21 protein-coding genes are annotated in these 20187 nt (G+C 64.9%); 9 read left to right on the forward strand and 12 right to left on the reverse strand.

Annotated features, from left to right (window positions below; translation table 11 throughout):
• Window positions 1-91: 91 nt before the first annotated feature.
• The gene (locus tag SPHV1_RS04015) at window positions 92-1951 is read right to left on the reverse strand and encodes a DUF885 family protein (RefSeq protein ID WP_054944771.1); all 1860 of its coding nucleotides are present in this window, start codon (window positions 1949-1951) and stop codon (window positions 92-94) included.
• Between the two features lie 126 nt (window positions 1952-2077).
• Here SPHV1_RS04015 and SPHV1_RS04020 point away from each other — a divergent pair, with 126 nt between their 5' ends.
• Window positions 2078-2290: a hypothetical protein gene (locus SPHV1_RS04020; protein WP_054944772.1), complete on the forward strand. Its 213-nt coding sequence runs from the start codon at window positions 2078-2080 to the stop codon at window positions 2288-2290.
• A gap of 34 nt (window positions 2291-2324) precedes the next feature.
• Here SPHV1_RS04020 and SPHV1_RS04025 read toward each other — a convergent pair whose 3' ends face one another.
• Complete coding sequence (locus SPHV1_RS04025) at window positions 2325-2981, reverse strand: alpha/beta hydrolase (RefSeq protein WP_054944773.1); 657 nt, start codon at window positions 2979-2981, stop codon at window positions 2325-2327.
• Window positions 2982-3112: 131 nt separating this feature from the next.
• On the opposite strand from SPHV1_RS04025, the gene SPHV1_RS04030 reads away from it, so the two are divergent.
• From SPHV1_RS04030 to SPHV1_RS04040, 3 genes are read left to right on the forward strand one after another with little or no spacing between them, the layout of a single operon-like run.
• The gene (locus SPHV1_RS04030) at window positions 3113-4162 is read left to right on the forward strand and encodes a cysteine desulfurase family protein (protein WP_054944774.1); all 1050 of its coding nucleotides are present in this window, start codon (window positions 3113-3115) and stop codon (window positions 4160-4162) included.
• On the forward strand, window positions 4159-5238 hold the full coding sequence (locus SPHV1_RS04035; RefSeq protein ID WP_054944775.1) for a cysteine desulfurase family protein: 1080 nt from the start codon (window positions 4159-4161) through the stop codon (window positions 5236-5238). Before SPHV1_RS04030 ends, SPHV1_RS04035 begins: the two co-directional genes overlap by 4 nt.
• 1 nt (window position 5239) lies before the next feature.
• Window positions 5240-5572 carry a 2Fe-2S iron-sulfur cluster-binding protein gene (locus SPHV1_RS04040; RefSeq protein ID WP_231634515.1) on the forward strand — a complete coding sequence of 111 codons (333 nt, stop codon included), beginning with the start codon at window positions 5240-5242 and terminating at the stop codon, window positions 5570-5572.
• A 21-nt stretch (window positions 5573-5593) separates the two neighbouring features.
• On the opposite strand, the gene SPHV1_RS04045 is transcribed toward SPHV1_RS04040, so the two are convergent.
• Window positions 5594-6133 (reverse strand): type 1 glutamine amidotransferase domain-containing protein, encoded by a 540-nt coding sequence (locus SPHV1_RS04045; protein ID WP_054944777.1) that lies wholly within the window; start codon window positions 6131-6133, stop codon window positions 5594-5596.
• A gap of 264 nt (window positions 6134-6397) precedes the next feature.
• Between SPHV1_RS04045 and parC the strand changes: the two genes are divergently transcribed.
• Window positions 6398-8689, forward strand: coding sequence for a DNA topoisomerase IV subunit A (gene parC / locus SPHV1_RS04050; RefSeq protein WP_054944778.1), 2292 nt, complete (start codon window positions 6398-6400; stop codon window positions 8687-8689).
• 39 nt (window positions 8690-8728) lie between these two features.
• Here parC and SPHV1_RS04055 read toward each other — a convergent pair whose 3' ends face one another.
• The 6 genes from SPHV1_RS04055 to SPHV1_RS04080 form a co-directional block, all read right to left on the reverse strand.
• Window positions 8729-9388, reverse strand: coding sequence for a TIGR02281 family clan AA aspartic protease (locus SPHV1_RS04055; RefSeq protein WP_054944779.1), 660 nt, complete (start codon window positions 9386-9388; stop codon window positions 8729-8731).
• Window positions 9389-9457: 69 nt separating this feature from the next.
• The gene (locus tag SPHV1_RS04060) at window positions 9458-10630 is read right to left on the reverse strand and encodes a CCA tRNA nucleotidyltransferase (RefSeq protein ID WP_054944780.1); all 1173 of its coding nucleotides are present in this window, start codon (window positions 10628-10630) and stop codon (window positions 9458-9460) included.
• Window positions 10623-11228 (reverse strand): CoA pyrophosphatase, encoded by a 606-nt coding sequence (locus SPHV1_RS04065; RefSeq protein WP_054944781.1) that lies wholly within the window; start codon window positions 11226-11228, stop codon window positions 10623-10625. The genes SPHV1_RS04060 and SPHV1_RS04065 overlap by 8 nt, the downstream gene beginning before the upstream one ends.
• A complete protein-coding gene (locus SPHV1_RS04070; protein WP_054944782.1) occupies window positions 11225-11770 on the reverse strand; it encodes a DUF1285 domain-containing protein in 546 nt (181 codons plus the stop codon). The genes SPHV1_RS04065 and SPHV1_RS04070 overlap by 4 nt, the downstream gene beginning before the upstream one ends.
• 64 nt (window positions 11771-11834) lie before the next feature.
• Window positions 11835-12353 carry a GNAT family N-acetyltransferase gene (locus SPHV1_RS04075; RefSeq protein ID WP_054944801.1) on the reverse strand — a complete coding sequence of 173 codons (519 nt, stop codon included), beginning with the start codon at window positions 12351-12353 and terminating at the stop codon, window positions 11835-11837.
• Between the two features lie 43 nt (window positions 12354-12396).
• Window positions 12397-13557, reverse strand: coding sequence for a PQQ-dependent sugar dehydrogenase (locus tag SPHV1_RS04080; protein WP_054944783.1), 1161 nt, complete (start codon window positions 13555-13557; stop codon window positions 12397-12399).
• On the opposite strand from SPHV1_RS04080, the gene SPHV1_RS04085 reads away from it, so the two are divergent.
• The gene (locus SPHV1_RS04085) at window positions 13556-14191 is read left to right on the forward strand and encodes a ribonuclease HII (protein WP_054944784.1); all 636 of its coding nucleotides are present in this window, start codon (window positions 13556-13558) and stop codon (window positions 14189-14191) included. The genes SPHV1_RS04080 and SPHV1_RS04085 overlap by 2 nt on opposite strands.
• Before the next feature lie 7 nt (window positions 14192-14198).
• On the opposite strand, the gene SPHV1_RS04090 is transcribed toward SPHV1_RS04085, so the two are convergent.
• A complete protein-coding gene (locus tag SPHV1_RS04090; protein WP_054944802.1) occupies window positions 14199-14900 on the reverse strand; it encodes a sulfotransferase family protein in 702 nt (233 codons plus the stop codon).
• A gap of 289 nt (window positions 14901-15189) precedes the next feature.
• Here SPHV1_RS04090 and SPHV1_RS04095 point away from each other — a divergent pair, with 289 nt between their 5' ends.
• Together SPHV1_RS04095 and folP are read left to right on the forward strand one after the other, a co-directional pair.
• Window positions 15190-16323: a site-specific DNA-methyltransferase gene (locus SPHV1_RS04095; protein WP_054944785.1), complete on the forward strand. Its 1134-nt coding sequence runs from the start codon at window positions 15190-15192 to the stop codon at window positions 16321-16323.
• 75 nt (window positions 16324-16398) lie between these two features.
• On the forward strand, window positions 16399-17508 hold the full coding sequence (gene folP / locus SPHV1_RS04100; RefSeq protein WP_054944786.1) for a dihydropteroate synthase: 1110 nt from the start codon (window positions 16399-16401) through the stop codon (window positions 17506-17508).
• A gap of 31 nt (window positions 17509-17539) precedes the next feature.
• Here the strand turns inward: folP and SPHV1_RS04105 are convergent, their stop codons facing one another.
• Both SPHV1_RS04105 and SPHV1_RS04110 read right to left on the reverse strand, forming a co-directional pair.
• Complete coding sequence (locus SPHV1_RS04105; RefSeq protein ID WP_054944787.1) at window positions 17540-18295, reverse strand: SDR family NAD(P)-dependent oxidoreductase; 756 nt, start codon at window positions 18293-18295, stop codon at window positions 17540-17542.
• Window positions 18296-18424: 129 nt separating this feature from the next.
• Window positions 18425-19849, reverse strand: a complete 1425-nt coding sequence (locus SPHV1_RS04110) for a sigma-54 dependent transcriptional regulator (protein ID WP_054944788.1) — start codon at window positions 19847-19849, stop codon at window positions 18425-18427.
• A 212-nt stretch (window positions 19850-20061) separates the two neighbouring features.
• Between SPHV1_RS04110 and SPHV1_RS24270 the strand changes: the two genes are divergently transcribed.
• Window positions 20062-20184, forward strand: coding sequence for an aa3-type cytochrome c oxidase subunit IV (locus tag SPHV1_RS24270; RefSeq protein ID WP_079729885.1), 123 nt, complete (start codon window positions 20062-20064; stop codon window positions 20182-20184).
• Window positions 20185-20187 lie beyond the last annotated feature (3 nt).

Genomic DNA, 20187 nt, shown 5'->3' on the forward strand with positions numbered 1-20187 from the left:
AAGTTTTCTGGGGAAAAAAGAAGGGCCCCCCCCCTGCCACTCCCGGACGTGCGGTTCCTCGAAGGGGAAGCCGCGCGTCCGGAAGCCGAAGTCAGGCGGATTTCATTCGCGCAATGTAGTGTTCGATATTGTCCGCCAGCACGTCGAGCGGAACATTGCCGCCATCGACGACGGCCTGGTCGAAGTCCCGCAGGTCGTAGCCATTGCCGAGCGCGGCGATGGCGCGTTCACGCTGCCGGTTGATCTCGCTGTGGCCCATCTTGTATCCGCAGGCCTGACCCGGCCATGAGCAGTAGCGGTCGACTTCGTTGACCACTTCCTCGCGCTTGTTGCCGTTCTTCTCCATGAAGAAGCGCACGGCCTGCTCACGAGTCCAGCCCTTGGTGTGCAGCCCGGTATCGACGACCATGCGACAGGCGCGAAAGGCGATGGACTGCAGGTAGCCGAGGCGACCGACCGGATCGTCGTCATAGGCGCCCAGTTCGTCGGCCAGTTGCTCTCCGTATAGCGCCCAGCCTTCCGAATAGGCATTGAACGCCAGGATCGAGCGGATCAGCGGCAGGCGGTTGGCGTATTCACCCTGCCAGACGTGGCCCGGAATCGCCTCATGGTGGACGAGCGTGGGCAGGTCGTACTTGCGGTGCAGGTCGGTAGTGCGCAAGTTGATCCACATCTTGCCGGGTACCGATCCGTCGATCGAACCCGCACCGCCATAGGCCGTCGGCGCGCCCGGTTCCTCAGCGAGCGGCAGGCGGCGTACCTCGACATTGCCCGCCACGACTTCGCGGAAGGCGCGCGGCATCTGTGCGCGGATCCAGTCGATCCGCTTGCTAATGAAGGAGAGGATTTCGGCGCGGCCGGGATCGCCTTCGGGGAACATGAAGCGCTTGTCCTTGCCCAGCGCCGCCATGCGCATGCCGACCGAACCGTCGCTATAGCCGAGAGACTTGAGGATCGGGTCCATGCGCGCGTGGAGCGCTGCCAGTTCCTCCAGTCCGCGCTGGTGGACTTCGGAAGGCGGTACCTGCGTGGTGGTGCTCGCCCTTAGTGCCCAAGCGTAGAAGGCTTCGCCGCCCGGTCGCTCGCGCATGCCCGGATCGCCCTTGGCGATTGTCCGCTGGCGCTTGAGTTCGGCAAGTTGGCGTTCGAGCGCAGGCAGGGTCCGCTTTGCGACGATCTCTCTCGCGCGCGCTTCCCAGTTGCCCGGGATCGACGTGGTGCGGCTGACCAGCGAATGGACGAGGCCACCACCGTTGTCGCGCGCGTCTGCGATCGTGCCGGTCATCTGCGCAATGGCCCGGTCAAGCAGGAAGTCGGGCGGGACAAGCCCCTGCGCTGCCGCGTTCTTCATCCGGTCCAGCTCGCCGTCGAGCTGCTGGTCCATCTGGCCGAGCCGTGCGACGTAGGCTTGCGCATCGGCCTCGGTCTTGATCGTATGATCTGCGTCGAGGAAGCGCGGCGTGTCGAGATAGGCGCCCACGTTCTGGATCACGACATAGGGCGTGTTGCGCCAGCCGCCGACGGCGACGTCGCCATAAGGCTGGGCTAGACCGTCGAGCGCGGTCCGGTAGGCGCTTCTGACGACGGCAAGGCTGGTCTGGGTGGAAGGATCGAGTTCGGCGGTGTCGACGGCTTCGACCCGGGCGAGGTCTTCGCTCAAGGTCCGGGCAAGCCTGGCCTTGCCTGCTGCGGAACGGTCTTCGAGGCGATAGCGCAGTGCTGCATGTTCGCCTTCGTCGACGCCAAGGCTGGTCGCGGCTTCGGGCGCATGTTCGAGCAGGCGCCACGCGATCCTGTCGAGCAGGGCCGAAGCCTGCGCAGTTCCGGACTGGCTTGCAGGTGTTGCAGGGGCAGGGGGCGGCGGCGTTCCGGCTATCGAGCGGGCGCAGCCGGGAAGGGCAAGGCTCGCCGTTCCTGCTGCGAGCAAATGCAGCGCCGAGCGGCGCGACATCGGGTTGGAAACATGGGGGTGGCTGAAAACAGGGGGGGTGTTTGTCATGGCCGGGAAGTTGGCGGGGGCCATCTGACAAGTCAAACGCCCTCGCGCGGCTATGCCCACTGCGCTAGAGGGCGTGGAATGGATATCGCGATTTCCCTTCTGGTGCTGACCGCCATCGCCCTCGTGCTGGGCGCCGTCGCACTGTTTCGTCGCGGAGGCTTCCGCAAGCAGGCGATGTTGATGCTGGTCCTGGCCATAGTCATGGCGGCCAATGTCGTGATCTGGACATTGCCCAATTCCGAAGGCCAGTCGCTCGTCACCCAGGCAGACAAGCAAAAGGCGCCGGAATGATCCGACGCCTTTGCAATTTCATGGCGATGCCCGCTTACTTGATCGGGCAGTCCGGCGCGAGGCGCATGTCGAGGTAGTTGTCGACGGCGCGCATCAGGTCGCCCATCTCGTTCTCGAAGAAGTGGTTGGCGCGCGGAATCTCGTCGTGGTGGATGGTGATGTGTTTTTGCGTGCGCAGCTTGTCGACCAGCTTCTGTACCGCATTCGGGGTGACCACGGTGTCTGCGGTGCCCTGAATGATGATGCCCGAGGCGGGGCAGGGCGCCAGGAAGCTGAAGTCGTACATGTTCGCCGGCGGAGCGATCGAGATGAACCCGCGAATCTCCGGACGGCGCATCAGCAGTTGCATGCCGATCAGCGCGCCGAAGCTGGTGCCCGCGATCCAGGTGGTCGAGGCTTCGGGGTGGATCGACTGCACCCAGTCGAGCGCGGCGGCTGCGTCCGAAAGCTCTCCGATGCCGTTGTCGAAGCTGCCCTGGCTGCGGCCGACGCCGCGGAAGTTGAAGCGCAGGGTCGCGAAGCCGCGGGCCACGAACGTCTTGTACAGGTGCTGCGTGATGCGGTCGTTCATCGTGCCGCCCGCCTGCGGGTGCGGGTGAAGGATCATCGCGACCGGCGCACGCGGGCGCGGCGCGGGTTGGAACCGGCCTTCGAGGCGACCTTCGGGACCGGGGAAGATGACTGCGGGCATATGCGTTCGGGACCTGACCTGTTGAAACTCCCGCCAACCGGCGGCGATCCTGATCGCCTGCCACCTGCGGGAGTGGAAAAGATGAGGTTCGCTATATAGAAACCTTTGCTCTGAAAACAACTTTGCAAGCGATGTCGACCAAACCACTCTATCTAGACCATGCGGCAACCACACCGCTCCTGCCTGCCGCGCGCGATGCCTGGCTCGAAGGAGCGGCGATCTGGGCCAATCCTTCCAGTCCCCATCGGCAAGGCCGCGCGGCGCGCGCCGCCTTGGAGGAGGCGCGCGCAAGAATCGCGCAACTGCTGGGGTGGACGGGCGAAGTGGTGTTCACTTCGGGTGCCAGCGAAGCGCTCGCGCTGGCGATCGGGCGCAGCAAGAAGCCGCTACGCGCGGTTTCTCCTGTCGAACACGAAGCGGTGCTGCGCCATGCCGGTGATGCACGGCGCTTGCCTGTGGACGCTTCGGGCCATGTCGATGCGGATTTCGCCGGTGGCGATGGCCTTGTTGCGATTCAGCAGGTGAACAGCGAGACCGGGGTCATCCAGCCGCTCGACGGGATAGCCGTGAAACTGCGCGAGAGCGGCGGCATCCTCCTCGCCGATTGCGCGCAAGCAGCGGGAAAACTCTCGCTCCCCGATGCCGACCTGATCGCTCTCGCGGCGCACAAGTTCGGCGGGCCGATTGGAATTGGCGCGCTGCTGGTGCGCGACTGGGCGCTGCTCGAACCGGTCGGTGGGCAGGAGCGCGGCTATCGCGCGGGGACGGAAAACCTGCCGGGCGTGCTGGCGATGACGGCGGCTCTGGATGCCGGTTGCGACTGGATGGGCGAAGCGGCGCGGCTGCGCGGCAAGCTGGAAGCGGGTATTGTCGCCGCCGGTGGCGAGGTGATTGCGGCCGATGCGAAACGCAGTCCGACGATCGGGGGGTATCGCATGCCCGGCAAATCCTCGGCCGCGCAGCTCATTCGCTTTGACGCGTTGGGCATAGCGGTTTCGGCTGGAAGCGCCTGTTCCTCGGGCTCGCTGCGTACCAGTCACGTGCTTTCAGCCATGGGGCTGGACGACAAGGCGGCTTCCGAGGTCATCCGTGTGAGCATCGGACGGGAAACTCAGGAGGCGGACATCGACCGTTTCCTCGACGCATGGCGCGAGATCGCCGGAAAGCAGGCAGTGGAATGATCTACCTCGACTATCAGGCGACGACGCCGCTCGCGCCCGAAGCGCGCGAGGCGATGATGCCCTGGCTTGGCGGGCCGGGCACCATGGGTTTCGCCAATCCGCACAGCCCGCATCGTCCGGGCCGGGCGGCCGCTGCGGCGGTGGAAGTCGCGCGCGATCAGGTTGCCGCGCTTCTCCCGCCCGGTGGTCGTGTCGTCTTCACATCCGGCGCGACCGAGGCGCTCAACCTCGCGCTTGCCGGTGTGGGGCGCAGGCATCTTGCCGTCTCGGCCATCGAACATGCCGCAGTGCTCGATGCGGCTCGGACGCTCGATCCCGCCACGACTATCCTGCCTGTCGACGAAGAGGGGTTGGTCGATCCTGCGGTTTCGCTCCGCCAAGGAATCGGCTTGGTCGCGGTCATGCAGGTCAACAACGAGATCGGCACGATTCAGCCGGTGGGGCGGCTTGCCGATGCAGCCCATGCCGCCGGGGCGCTGTTCCTGTGCGATGCGGTGCAGGGCGCGGGCAAGATCGCGCCGCCTGCCAATGCAGATATTATCGCCGTGTCCGCACACAAGCTCTACGGTCCCAAGGGCATCGGAGCGCTTTGGGTCCGCGACGGGCTGGAACTCGCCCCGCTGATCCTCGGTGGCGGGCAGGAACAGGGATTGCGTTCAGGCACGCTCAGTCCGGCCTTGTGCGCCGGTTTCGGGGCGGCTGCGGCCCTATCGTTGGCGCGCATGGAGGAAGACGAGGCCCATGTCGCGCTCCTGTGGAAGCGGGCCCGCGAGATACTCGGCCGCTGGACGCTCAATGGATCGGAAGAAAGTCGATGGCTGGGTAACCTCAACCTGCGCCTGCCCGGGCTCGACGTGACCCGACTAATGTCCGAGTTGCGCCAGGTCGCTTTTTCGGCAGGATCGGCCTGTGCCAGCGGTTCCGGACGGACCAGTCACGTCCTGAAAGGGATCGGACTTGTCGACAGGGATGCCAAAGCCTCTATCCGTCTCGGATTCGGGAGATATACTGAGGTCCGGGAATTGGAGGATGCCTGCGCACAAATAGATGCCGCGGCGGCGGCGCAGGGAGTCTGAATTGCTGAGCGTTCGATTTGTAACTGCCGATGGAAACAAGCTTACGGTTGAGGCCGAAGCAGGGGCATGCCTTCTCGAGGTGGCGCAAGCGGCCGGGATGCCGCTGGAAGGGACCTGCGAAGGGCAGATGGCCTGCTCCACCTGTCATGTGATCGTGGCGCCGGAATGGTTCGAGAAGCTGGAGCCCGCTTCCAACGATGAAGAGGACATGCTCGATCTTGCCGCCGGCGTGACGCGGACCAGCCGCCTGTCATGCCAGATCGAACTGACCGAGGCGCTCGACGGTATCGAATTGCGCATTCCCGGCGTTTCTCACGACATGCAGATCGGCTGATCCGCGAACGGGCAGGTCGCGTCAGGTCGCTTCGGCCATGGCGTTGACGGCTTCGATCACCGCGCTGGAGAAGGCCGGGATGTCGTCCGGCTTGCGACTGGTGATGAGATTGCCGTCCACGACCACTTCCTTGTCGACGACCGTGGCGCCCGCATTCGACAGGTCGGTGCGGATCGAGGGCCAACTGGTGACGGTGCGACCGGCGAGGCAATCCGCCTCGGCCAGAAGCCACGGTCCATGGCATATCGCCGCCACAGGCTTGCCGCCATCGACGAAAGTGCGCACGAGATCGACGACCGTGCGGTTCATGCGCAGGTTGTCGGGGTTCATCTGTCCTCCGGGCAGGACGATTGCGTCGAACTGGCTGGCGAGCACGTCCTCGATGTCGATGTCGACATCCACGCTTTCGCCCCATTCCTTGTGGTTCCAGCCTTTGATCTGACCGGTTTCCGGGCTGGCGACAGTCGTTTCGATGCCTGCCGATTCAAGGGCCTCGCGCGGCTTGAGAAGTTCCGACTGTTCGAAGCCGTTGGTGGCGATGATGAGGACCTTTTTGGTCATCGATGAATCTCCTTGGAGCTGAGGGGTTGCAGGGAGAACGGGTGAGGAGCGGGCGCAGTTCCGGGAAGCGCCAACGGCTCGGCGCGTTCGCGGGGCAGTCCGGTGATCGGGCTCGACCGGCGCCCCGCCCCCTGGATTGCCAGCCTGGAGCAAGGCTACATGACCACAGCGCGGCGACGATAATGAGCAGCCTTGCGGCAAGTTATGGAAAACGGGGAAATGCGGCTTTGGACCGCGGGTCGGCACTGCTAGTGCTGGCAAACCATGGTGACTTTGACAGAAGACGAATCCGATCCCTTCGACGCCATCGTCGATGCGCCTTTCGACGCCGCTCTGTCCGAGCGTTATCTCGTCTACGCCCTGTCCACGATTACAGCGCGTTCGCTGCCTGACCTCAGGGACGGTCTGAAGCCGGTGCACCGTCGCCTGCTCTGGGCGATGCGGCAGCTCAAGCTCGATCCGGCGAGCGCCTACAAGAAATCCGCCCGCGTCGTCGGCGACGTCATCGGTAAGTATCACCCGCATGGCGACGCCTCGGTCTATGACGCGATGGTCCGTCTCGCGCAGGACTTCTCGCTGCGCTACCCGCTGGTTGAGGGGCAAGGCAACTTCGGCAATATCGACGGCGATAACGCGGCGGCCTATCGCTACACCGAAGCGCGCCTGACGCGTACGGCGATCCAGCTCATGTCGGGGCTGGACGAAGGTACGGTCGACTTCGTCCCTACCTACAATGGCGAGGAGAGCGAGCCGGAGATATTCCCCGGCCTGTTCCCGAACCTGCTGGCCAACGGGGCCACCGGTATCGCGGTGGGCATGGCGACCTCGATCCCGAGCCACAACGTGGCCGAGATCATCGATGCCACGCTGCTGCTGATCGACAATCCCCATGCCGAACATGCCCAGCTCATGGAAGTGTTCCATGGTCCGGACTTCGCGACCGGGGGCCTCGTGGTCGATAGCCCAGAGGCGATTTCCCACGCTTATGAGACCGGCAAGGGGGCCTTCCGGATGCGCGGGCGCTTCTCGACCGGCAAGGACGGGGACGGCAACTGGGAAGAGACGGGCATCGAAAAGCTGGGCAGCGGGCAGTGGCAGCTCGTCATCAGCGAGATCCCCTACATGCTTGCCAAGGGCAAGCTGATCGAGCAGGTCGCGCAGCTCATTGCCGACAAGAAGCTGCCGATCCTCGAAGACATCCGCGACGAGAGCGACGAGCAGATCCGTATCGTCTTCGTGCCCAAGAGCCGGAACGTCGATCCCGAACTGCTCAAGGAGAGCCTCTACCGGCTCACCGACCTCGAATCGAAGTTCAGTCTCAATCTCAACGTGCTGGATTCGCACCGAACTCCGGGCGTGATGGGCATCAAGCTGCTGCTGCAGGAGTGGGTCTACAGCCAGATCGACATCCTGCTGCGTCGCACCCGCCACCGCCTCGACAAGATCGCCTCGCGGCTCGAACTCGTCGAAGGCTACATCATCGCCTATCTCAACCTCGACCGGATCATCGAGATCATCCGGACCGAGGACGAGCCCAAGCCGGTGATGATGGCAGAATTCAACCTGACCGACAGGCAGGCCGAAGCCATCCTCAACATGCGCCTGCGCAGCCTGCGCAAGCTCGAGGAAATGGAGCTGCGGCAGGAACGCGACGACCTGCTCAAGGAGCAGGAAGACCTGCAGAAGCTGCTCGACAGCCCGGCCCGCCAGCGCACCCGTCTCAAGCGCGACCTGACGACGCTGCGCAAGGACTACGCCGAGACCACGGTACTGGGTCGCCGCCGCACCACGATCGCGCAGGCCAGGCCGACGGTCGAATTCTCGATGGACGCGATGATCGAGAAGGAGCCGGTGACGGTGATCCTTTCGCAGCGCGGCTGGATCCGTGCGGCCAAGGGCCATGTTGCGCTGGATGGCGACTTCAAGTTCAAGGAGGGCGACGGCCCAGCTTTCGCCTTCCATGCGCAGACGACCGACAAGATCCTCATCGGGGTCGACAACGGTCGCTTCTACACGCTCGGCGCGGACAAGCTGCCGGGCGCGCGCGGGTTCGGTGAACCGATCCGCACGATGGTGGATATCGATGCCGATGCCCATATCGTCGCCGCCTTCGCGCATCGTCCCAAGGCGCAGTTGCTGCTGGCCTCAAACATCGGCCGCGGCTTTGCTGCAGAGTCCGACGAGATCCTGGCCGAAACCCGCAAGGGCCGCGCGGTGATGTCGACCAAGCCGGGGGTGAAGCTGGCGGTCGTGCGGGAGATCCCGCCCGAGCACGACCATGTCGCGGTCGTCGGTGAGAACCGCAAGCTGGTGATCTTCAGCCTCGAGGAACTGCCGGTCCTCGCCAAGGGGCAGGGCGTGACGCTGCAGCGCTATCGCGACGGCGGCATGTCCGACGTGACGACGCTCAAGCTCGAGGACGGCCTGTCCTGGACGATGGGCGGCGATACGGGGCGTACGCGGACCGAGAAGGAAATGGTGATGTGGAAGGTTGCGCGCGGCGCGGCGGGACGTCTGCCGCCCAACGGCTTCCCGCGCGACAACAAGTTCCAGTAAACCGAGAGCGCCACCGGCGCTGTCGGGGACCGGCTGCGGTCAGGATCCCGAGGCCGGTTGCGGATGGTTCGGGACGAGGATCAGTGTCCGGCCCACGACCCGCCAGCTGGCAAGGCGCGATAGGAAATTCATTCCGATCACGTTGGCATCGCCCAGGCCCGGGGCGACCACGGTATCGAGATCGCGGGCGACGATGTTGCCGAAACGGAATTCGCGGATCGTGCCGACTTCGGCGCGAACCACGCCGTTGGCCGTACGCATCGCGATGGACTGGCGGATCGGTTTGGGGTCCACGCCGGAAAGCCCGGCAGTCTGCGGTGAGATCGCGGTGATCGTCGCGCCGGTATCGACGAGGAAGTCCTGCGGCACGCCGTTCACTTCGGCGGTCACCCAGAAGTGCCCGTCGTCGCTGATCGGCACGCGCGTCTCGTTCCCTTCCACGGACTGGCGCGGCATTCCGAACTGGGGCAGGGCGAAGTCGGTATCGGTGGTGAAGCGGGTGACCTGCGCGATGGTCAGGAGCAGGGCGGCCACCAGGCCAAGATGGCTGACACCGCGCAGCAGGCCTCCAAGCTTCGGGGCGGACCGACGCAGCATGCCGCCCACGACCCCGATGAAGATCGCAAGCATGGCCAGCGCCAATAGTGGCTGGCTGGCAAGGTAGCCTGTCAGGTCCGAAATGTAGGCGGACAGTTCCATTTGCGGATCATACCACTTCCCGGCTTGCCTGGCGCTGACTGAGATGGCGGGCCAGACTTGGGAATTGCGTCAGGCGGCGCGGTCGGCGAGTTCCGCGTCGAGCAGGGCATCGACCCGGGCCCTGTCGGGGAAACCCTCGGCGATCCAGCGGTCCTCCACACTGCGCAGGATGCGCGCGACTTCGGGACCGGCGCCGACACCTCTGGCAACGATCTCACCGCCCTTGAGCGGGAACTGCGGGATCTCCCAGCCATCGAGCGATGACGCATCGGCACCGGCGATCAGAAGACGGTCGAGCGCTGCATCGATGCCGAGGCGATAGGCGAGGGCGCGCGGCGTGCCCGGTTCTTCCGTCCGTGCAGCTGCGGTGGCCAGGCGCTTTTTCTGCACGCCGGAGAGACGAAAGCGCGAGGCCACCTGTTCGGCCAGTGCCACTTGCGCAGGCAGGAGCGCTGCCAGTCTTCGCAGGGGATCGGGTGCGATGGCCTGGCACATCTCTGCCGCGACAAGCGCCTCGAGGGCTTTGGGATCGGCCTCGGGCAGAATGACGGCAAGGACGCCCAGTTCGGCCATGCGGTGCAAGGTCGGGGACGGGTCGGACAGACCGAGCAGGTTCATCGTCTCCATCCCGATCCGTTCGCGCGACAGGCCCTTGAGCGTGGCTGCGAGTTCGGCGCAGGCATCTTCCGCTTCCCGGTCAGCAGGTTGCGATCCGAACCTGGCCTGGAACCGGAAGTAGCGCAGGATGCGCAGATGATCCTCGCGGATGCGCTGGCGTGCATCGCCGATGAAGCGGACGGTGCGCTGTCTCAGGTCGTGAAGGCCCTCGAAGAAGTCGAAGATCTCGCCGCTTTGGGGATCGGCGTAGAGGGCGTTGATCGTGAAGTCGCGCCGCGCCGCATCGTCACGCCATTCGCTGGCGAAAGCCACGGTGGCGCGGCGTCCGTCGGTGCTGACGTCATGGCGCAGGGTCGTGATCTCGACCGGGCCGCCTGCCAGGACTGCCGTCACGGTGCCGTGCTCGATGCCGGTCGGCACGTTGCGAATGCCTGCGGCATCGAGCCGAGCGATGACGTCTTCAGGCCGAAGTGTCGTTGCCATGTCGATGTCCTTCACCGGCAGGCCCAGCAATTCGTCGCGCACCGCGCCGCCGACGAAGCGGGCGTTGTCGCGGCCAAGCACCTCGACCAGTTCCACGATATCGGCACGCCGCATCCATTCGGCGGCGAGGCGGTCAGTCATTCCAGTTCAGCCTGCAAGAGAGATTGTGAAGGATCGCACCGGTGACGCCCCAGATGCGATGGTCCTGGCCACGCTCGGACCAGATGATTTCGACGAATTGGTGCGCGCGGTTCTCGAATTCGACCGTTCGCGTCTGCTGGTTGGCCGGATCTAGCACGAAGTCGACAGGGGCCTCGAACCATTGCGCCACTTCGGCGGGGTTGGGCCTGATATCCATGTCCGGCGGCACGACGGCGACCACCGGCGTGATCTCATAGCCGCTGCCGGTGCGGTACAGATCGCTGATACCGACCACGCGCACTCTTGCCGGATCGATGCCCAGTTCCTCGTTGGCTTCGCGCAGCGCGGCCTCGATGGCCGTTTCGCCCTGATCGATGCGTCCGCCGGGAAAGGCGATCTGGCCGGGGTGCGCCCGCATCGTCGAGGGGCGATGCAGCAGGAGAATACCCGGCCGCTTGCGCTCGGTGATCGCGATCAGGACCGCGGCGGGTTTGAACGTCTCGATATTGGCGATGCGCGGATCGCTCCACAGCCGCGAGGGTTCTCCGACGTGGCCGCGCTCGAAGCGGCGCGAGACCTCCTCGAACAGCACGCTCATGCCGGGGTCAACGAAAAGGTCGCGCCGCCGCTCGTCACCGCCAGCTCGTCGTTCTCCAGCGCGATCTCGGCCAACTGGGCGTAAGTGCTGCGGTTGAGGCGGGCCTCGGTGCCGTTGCGCACGGCAAGGTAGAGCGCAGGCGTATCGGGATCGCCGTGGCTGCGGATGGGATGTTCGGGGCCGGCGATGATCAGGTCGTCGGTGTTCAGGCGAAAGGCGATGTCGCGGCCTTCGCGCTTGAGGTCGACGGCGATGAAGGCCGCATCCTCGACCTCGATGCTCAGCTTCTGGCTGGGCGTGACGAGCCAGTGCTGCCCGTCTTCGTCGCGCGTCAGCAGCGAGGCGAAGGCGCGCACCATGGCGGGACGGCGGATCTCGCCGCCTTCGTGATACCATAGCCCGTCCGCCGCGATGCGCATGTGGCTGTCTTCGACATGCGCGGGTTCCCATTGCGAGACGGGCGGCAGTTTGCGGGCTGCCACCAGTTCGGCAACTTCGGCCAGCGATAGACCGGAGAGTTCGGGAGGCGGTTCGTAAGGCATCGTCGTGCGATGCCAGATAGGGCTTTTCGCGCCAAGGTCCAGTCGGCGCGGTTCCGGGGATCGATCAGCGCAGCCAGGGGCCGAGCATGCCCTTTGCCGGAAGCACCGCCGGATTCTCGCAGCGCACCAGCAGGCGGCGCGGTTCGAACGGTCCGGGCAGTTCCCAGCCGCCGGTGCCTTCGTTGGAGAAGCCCCAGAAGCGACCATAGTACTCCGGATCGCCGATCATGACCTGCGGCAGCGGCGCGCGGCCGTCGATGCATGCCATGCTCGCCGACATCAGCGCCTTGCCGTAGCCCATGTTCTGCAGCTCGGGCAGCACGGCTACCGGGCCAACCATGATCATCGGATGCGCACGGCCTTCCGGGTCGGTCAGCGCGACCGGCCAGCACTGGATCGAACCGACCAGCATGTCGTTGGAATCGAGTGCAGCGAAGCTGAGCGCCGGGAGCCAGTCCACCCCGTCACGTACCTTGTAGGCAGTGCGCTTGTGTCGCTCGGGTTCGAACGCGCGGTCGAGCAGGGCCTCGACGAGGGCGGGTTCGACATTGTCGAGCGGAATGATGGTGGCACTATCGGACATGGCGCGCGCCGATAGGAGCGACGCGGGCGTTTGTCGATTCAATTCACTCCCTGACCGGCGTCAGTTTGAGCAATTTGCCAGAATTGCGCTGTTCGCCGTCCTCCAACAGCCAGATCGTGCCGTCCGGAGCCTGCTCGATCTCGCGGATCCGCTTCTCGAAGGAGTAGCGCGCTTCCTCGATCGCCTTGTCGCCATCGATCCGGACCCGGACGATGCCGGGATCGACCATGGCGGCGATCAGGGCCTGCCCCTGCCATGCCGGGAAGGCCTCGCCGGTGTAAAAGATGAAGTCGCCGGGGGCGATGACCGGGTTCCAGCTGATTGCCGGCGCGGCGAGGTCGGGCCGCGTCTCATGGCGCGGGATCGGCCTGCCATCGTAGTGATCTCCGTTTGAGACGAGCGGCCAGCCGTAGTTGCGCCCCGGCTCCACAAGGTTCAATTCGTCGCCGCCGGCCGGGCCGTGTTCAAGGTCCCACAGCCGCCCTTGCGGATCGAAGGCGAGGCCCAGCACGTTGCGGTGCCCGTAGGACCAGATCTGGTTGGTCGGCGCGGGCTTGTTTGCCCAGGGATTGCCGGGGGCGGGAGATCCGTCAGGCAGGAGCCGCACGATGGAACCAAGGTTGTTGCCGAGGTCCTGTGCCGGGGTCAGCTTCTGGCGCTCGCCCGAACTGACGAAGAGGTGCTGCCCGTCCGGCGAGAAGGCGAGTCGGTGGGAGAAATGGCCGCGGCCGGTGACCTTGATGCTCTGACGCCAAATCACCTTGAGGCCGTCCAGTGCACAGGCGGTTTCTTCCTGGCAGGACAGGCGTGCCTTGCCGACGGCTGCGCCGCGGGTGTTGCCCTTGCCTGCCTCGACCCAGCTCAGGTAGACGATCCGGCCATCGAGCGTGGGACCGCTCTGTCCCGGCGCGAAGATCACGTCGCCGAATCCACCCTGGCCGCCGTAGTCGACCTTGGGCAGGCCGGTGACGCTTCCCAACCGGCCGTCGGCAAGGCGCAGACGCATCGTTCCGGCCTTTTCGGTCACCAGCAGCGCGCCGGTTTCCTCGTCGAAATCCATCGCCCAGGGCTCTTCGAACTGCCCCATTTCCTCTATCGTGAAGGGGCCCTTGCTCTGTGCCTTATCCCCGGTTGCAGCCGCGCCGCAGCTTGCGAGGGAAAGGGGGAGAAGGGATAGCGTAGCAAGCACGTTTCGAATGAGCATGGGCACCTGCGTGAGTAAGTTGGTCTCAGGAACAGTCCGCAGTGGCGGTATCGTATTCGGTGTCGACGAGGCCGGTCGCGGTCCGCTTGCCGGTCCGGTTGTGGCCGGAGCGGTCCTGTTGTGCAAGCCTCGACCGCCAGGGCTCGACGATTCCAAGAAGCTCTCGAAATCCAGAAGGTTGCAACTCGAGGAAGTGATCAAACGGCGGTGCCAGTGGGCCGTCGGCGTGGTCGATGTCGAAGAGATCGACCGGCTCAACATCTTCGGCGCGACGATGCTGGCGATGACCCGCGCAGTGGCCGGGCTCTGCGAGAAGATCGGCGCGGAACCGGACGAAGTGCTGGTGGACGGCAACATGACGCCGCATGGTCGGCGCGAGGAATGGCGCTGGAAGGCCCGGGCGATCGTGGGCGGCGACGCGCTGGAGCCGTGCATTTCCGCGGCCTCGATCATCGCCAAGGAGCACCGCGACGCGATCATGCGGTCTCTGGCTGTGGTCCATCCCCATTATGGGTGGGAGCGCAATGCGGGATATGGGACCGCACAACATCTCGAGGCGCTGCGCCGGCACGGGCCGACCGTCCATCACCGCCGCAGCTTCGCGCCCGTGGCCCAGCTGGAAATGCCGGTCTAGAGGTGCCTCAGGCGGAAGAAGGGCCAAAAGCCTTGGTGCGCATCGCGCTGGCGTAGCCGCGCGCAACCGCTTCGGCTTCTTCGGGTGTCATATCCGCTTTGCGGACCAGCCCGCTTTCGTCCAGGTCCTTGCTCGTGTTCACTACGGGATAGGGCTCGTCCGGAACGGGTACCTCGAGGAACTGGCACAGGCCATCCCAGCCATCGCCGAGCCGATGGATGTGAAGGCGTCCGGGCGGAAGCGCCGAGATTACTTCAGCCTCCCATTCGCGGAAGTAGCCGACCATGAAATCGTGGTCGTCGATGCGATCGCCGAAAGGTCCGAAAACGGCCGGTTTCAGGGCTTTGTCGAGAGGCGGCTCGCTGAACTTGGCCCGGTTGCCGGGTGAGAAGATCGTGCGGGACACCGACCGGAACCAGTCTTCCGCATCGCGGGTCGAGAGGATGACCTTGGCCTGCGGATAGTAGGCGGCCAATTCGCGCCAGTAGCTGCAGGTCGGGTAATCGACGGTTGAGGCGAACCCGTCGAAGATGGTGTCCCAGTCCGGTTTGCCTGCCGTGACATTCATCCACAGCGGTATCTGGTGGCGTCCATCGGAAAAGATCTCGATCATGTGGAAGCATGGCCCGAAGCCCAGATGTTCCAGCGCGAGCTTGAGTGACATCGTGCCGGTGCGGCCCAGTCCCGCGCCAATGACCTTGAGTGCCATGTCGATCGCCTCCCAGTGGTTCGACAGGGAGAATACATCCTGCAAGCGGGCCGCAGGTAACAATTTTTTATCCACGAATCCGGCGAGTCGCAGGCACCACATCTTGAGTCGCAAGGGGTCTTGCAGACTCAATATACGGTGTCGGATTCGTTTTGTTCTCCTGCCCTGCGCCTTGAATCGGCAGGATTCCCCACGAGTCGCGACTTGACGGCGAGTCCGGAAAGACTCAGTTTATGCCCTTTCCACAGCTGATTTGCGGCTGAATTGCACAAGGGACATCGGAACGGCCATGGGGCAGGTACTCGTCAAGGAAAGAATTCGTGCGCGCGCGCCTGCGCCGACGCCGAAGGAATTGCTGCCGCTGGGTCAGATCATCCCCGGTGACTGCATCGAGGCGATGCGCACCATTCCCGATGCCTCGGTCGACATGGTCTTCGCCGATCCGCCGTACAACCTGCAACTGGGCGGCGATCTCTCGCGGCCGGACGGCAGCCACGTCGACGCGGTGACGGATGACTGGGATAAGTTCTCCAGCTTCGCCGCCTACGACAAGTTCACCCGCGACTGGCTGACCGAGGCGCGCCGCGTGCTCAAGCCCGAAGGCTCGCTGTGGGTGATCGGTTCGTACCACAACATCTTCCGCCTTGGCGCGATCATGCAGGACATGGGGTTCTGGATTCTCAACGACATCGTGTGGCGCAAGGCGAACCCGATGCCGAACTTCAAGGGGACCCGCTTCACCAACGCGCATGAGACGCTGATCTGGGCTTCGATGGGCGAAAAGTCGAAGTACACCTTCAACTATCGCGCGATGAAGACGCTCAACGACGAACTGCAGATGCGTTCGGACTGGGTGCTGCCGATCTGCGGCGGGCAGGAGCGTCTCAAGAAGGGGGGGCGCAAGGTGCACCCGACGCAGAAGCCCGAAGCGCTGCTTTACCGGGTAATGCTGGCGACGACCAACAAGGGCGATGTCGTGCTCGACCCGTTCTTCGGCACCGGCACCACTGGCGCGGTAGCCAAGCGCCTGGGCCGTGACTGGATCGGTTGCGAGCGTGAATCCGACTATCGCGACGCGGCGATGGAACGCATCGAGATGGCGCTGGAACTCGACGAATCGGCGCTCAAGACGATGCAGTCCAAGCGTACCGCGCCCAAGGTCGCCTTCGGCACGCTGGTCGAAACCGGCTGGATCGCACCGGGCACGCAGATCTTCGACAAGAAGCGCCGCTTCACCGCCACCGTGCGTGCGGACGGTTCGCTCGTGGCAGGCGATGTCAACGGTTCGATCCATGGCGCCGGTGCCCAGCTTCAGGGTGCACCTTCGTGCAACGGCTGGACATTCTGGCACCTCGAGCATGAAGGCGAGGTCAAGCCGCTGGACTCGCTGCGCCAGCTCTACCTGCTCGCCACCGAGCCGTGATCCCCACATCCTTCTGACTGTATCGCCATGCTGAAACGTGTTCAGCATGGCGCCGCAAGTGGCTAAGGGGGCGGCATGACCAAGCAACTCTACATCCGCCCCATCGCCCTTGCCGACAACCCGCAAAGCGAGGAAGGCGAGGCCATCCGTCTGGGCGGTTCGATGGTCTGGGCCAGCCGCTTTGCGGTCATCGTGCGCGAAAACGGCAAGGTCTTGTCGCGCGCACGCGCCTCGGCAGCCGAGATGCCCGGCGTCCTGGCCGCACTCCCCACCGAACTTGGTGCGCAGGCCGAGACGCAGTGGACGAACCTGCGCAAGGCGCATGCCCCGCTACAGTGCGGCCAGCGCACGATCCGGCTGGATCAGCCGCAGGTCATGGGTATCCTCAACATCACGCCGGACAGTTTCTCCGACGGCGGCGAGTTCATGGACAAGCCGCAGGTCGCCTTGGACCATGCCTCGGCCATGCTTGAGGCCGGCGCGGCGATCATCGACGTGGGTGGAGAATCCACTAGGCCCGGCGCGGCAGCGGTATGGGAAGGCGACGAGATCAGGCGCGTGGTGCCGATGGTAGAGCGCCTGTCGGCGATGGGTGCCGCAATCAGCGTGGACACTCGCCGGCCCGCGGTTTGGGAAGCCAGTCATGCGGCGGGCGCGCATGTCTTCAATGACGTCTCGGCGCTGCGCTACGATCCGCGCAGTCTGGACCTCGCCGCCAGCACCGGTGCGCCGGTGGTGCTGATGCATGCTCCCGGCAGCGGTGAGGACCTGCACGCGAACGGTGATTATGCCGATGTCGTCCTCGATGTCTTCGACTGGCTTCGCGAATCCCGCGACAAGGCGGTTGCTGCAGGCATCGCGGCAGAGAAAATCCTGCTCGATCCGGGTATCGGCTTCGGCAAGACCCTGGCCGAGAACCTCGCGCTGATGAATGCCCTGCCGCTGTACCATGGCCTCGGCCAACCGCTGCTCGTCGGCGCGAGCCGCAAGCGCATGATCGGCGCGCTTTCGAACGAAGCACCCGCACACGATCGCCTCGGTGGATCCCTGACGTTGGCGCTCAAGGCGCTCGATGCCGGGGTGCAGGTCGTGCGGGTGCATGACGTGCGCGAGACGGTGCAGGCGGCGCGCGTCTGGCGGGGCCTGCGCGATGCGGCGCTGACCGATTTTTCGCAACTGGTCTGAGCGATCCTGCCAGCGAGGAAACGGATCCAGCCTAGAGGCTGTACCCGCCGTCGCTGACCAGCACCGTCCCGGTGATCGTCGCGGCAGCGTCCGACAGGAGAAACGCGATCTGCCCGGCGATCTCGTCGCTGCGTGCGAAACGGCCCAGCGGGGTCGCCAGTTCTCCCATTGCGGCAATTGCGGCCTCGCGGCTGCCATGCTGTTCCACGAAGTCGTCGAACATCGCCACCTGGTCCCAGATCGGCGTATCGACTCCGCCGGGTGCCATGGCATTGACCCTGATCCCTTTCGAGGCGCCTTCCTTGGCCGCTACTTTCGCAAGCTGGATGACGCCGGCCTTGCTCGCACCATAGGCGGCGGTTCCCGGCTCTGCCTTGATCCCGCTGACCGATGCCGTGAGGACGATGCTGCCGCCCGCGTCCTGCATCGCTCGCATCGCGCATTGCAGGGACAGGAACATGCCGTCCAGATTGGTCGAGAGAACCTGGCGCCAGTTCGCGAGATCGAGATCGACGATCGGGGCGCTGTCGGCCCGCCCGGCATTGAGGATGGCGCAGTCCAGCCGGTCGAGGCCTGCCGTAACCTTGGTCCACAACGCGGGATTGGCGACGTCGCCATGATGCCGGACTGTCTCGCAATCGGCTGAGAAAGCGGCGAGGGCTTGCTCGTCCTTGTCGATTAGGATCAGACGGGACAGGCCCCGGGTGCAGAGGTGCCGGGCGCTAGCAGCGCCGATGCCGGATGCCGCGCCGGTGATGAGCGCGGTCTTGCCTTCGAAACGGGGCATGGAATTTCCTTCAGATGACATGGTCCGCACGGCACGAATGCCGCGTAGCTGGGGAACAGTCCGCCGGGGCGGTGTCACTGGACCAAGTCGGGAAACTCCTTGATTGCGCAGGCGCGGAATATGGCCTGCTCAGGCCGCGTTGTCGATGCCGAGTTCGCTGAGCTTGCGGTAGAGCGTGGACCGTCCGATGCCGAGCCGCCTTGCGACCTCGGTCATGCGGCCGCGATAGTGCCCGATCGCGAGGCGGATGACGTCGGCCTCGATGTCTTCCAGCGGTCGCAGGTTGCCGTCAGGCGTGTAGAGCATGACCCCCGAGCTTTCCTGCATGGGGTTCCCGGCGACTGTGGATGGACCTGTGCCCAGTATGTTGAGAAGCTGCGGAAAATCTTCCGACGTCAGCGCGTCGCCGTCGCAGAAAACTGCGGCTCGGAACAGCACGGCCTGAAGCTGACGGACGTTGCCCGGCCAGTCGTAGGCGGCCAGCAGCGACAGGGCGCCATCGGTGATGCCCAGCTCGCGCAGGCCCGGCTGCTCGCCGATGCGGGCGAGGAAGAAGCGGGTGAGGGCGGGAATGTCCCCGGTCCGCTCGCGCAGCGGGGGCAGTTCCACCTTGGTGGGCGAGAGGACTTCGAGCAGTTCGGGCAGGAAGTGTCCCTGGCTGACAAGGTCCTGCAACGGCAGATTGCTGGCGGCGATAACCCGCACATCGATGCGGAAGGAGTGATGCGCGCCGATCGGGCGAACGTCGTGACGGCGCAGCGATTCCAGCAGGCGTTCCTGGACGGAGAGCGGCAGCCGGTCGACCTCGTCGATCGCCAGCGTTGCTCCGTCGCAATGCTGCAATGCGCCGACCTGGCGGTCGAACGCGCCGGGAAAGGCGCCTTTCTCATGCCCGAACAGGGCCGTTTCCACCGAGTTTCCCGCAAGCCCGGCGATATTCACGATGCGCAGCGGCAACTTTGCGCGCGGGCTGGCCGCGTGCATGGCACGGATCAGCAGTTCCTTGCCGGATCCGCTTTCGCCCTCGATCAGGACATGCCCGTGGCCGCGCGCGGCCTTGGCGGCCACCGCCAGTGCCTTGCGGAAGTTGGGCGAGGCCCCGATCATCGATTCGAAATCGGGGCTCGACGGCATCTTTTCCGTTAGCGGTGCCAGTTCGTCACGCGGCGTTTCCCGGGTCGTGGCCGAGCGCAGTGCGTGCATGAGCCGGTCCGGTGCAACGGGTTTGACGAGATAGTCGGCGGCACCCGCGCGCATCGCTTCCACGGCGAGAAGCGGGGACGTGCTGGCGGTCAGCATCAGGATCGGCAGGGCGGGGCGGCGCGACTTCAGCTCGGAAATCAACGAGCAGGCATCGTCGCCCGGCACCCATTGATCGAGGATTATGGCCGATAGCTGCATGCCCTGGCGCGTGCCCAGGGTTGCAATTGCTGTTTCCGCGTCATGCACGATGATCGTGCGCCAGCCTTCGCGCCCGGCGAGGGCCGAGATCAACCGGCTCTGCGCCGGCTCATCGTCGATAAGCATGAGTAGGCGCTGTTCGAGATCCGCCATTTGCCCGCCTTGTATCAAGCCTCTGCAGTGTCTTGCGAAAGTCTTAGGGCAATCAGGTAAAGACGGGATTAAGCCTGAACTGTCTCATTCCGGGGCGCAGTGGTGGCCTTGGCAGAAGTGAGAGGTCGGCCTGCTTCGGGCTTGAGTGCAGCGCAGCATGCAGCTAGAGCTTGGTCAGCAATTACAAAAACCATTACTTGGGGAACGAAATCATGGCTTCGGGCAATGACATGCGCGCCGCGCAGGAAACCTACAACAGCTTCATCAAGGCGGCGACCTGGGGTACCGGGATCTGCATCGCCGTCGTGGCGGTCGTCATCGGCCTGATCGCCTGATCT

This window comes from Novosphingobium sp. KN65.2 (assembly GCF_001368935.1).
In the GTDB taxonomy this organism is placed as follows: Bacteria; Pseudomonadota; Alphaproteobacteria; order Sphingomonadales; family Sphingomonadaceae; genus Novosphingobium; species Novosphingobium mathurense.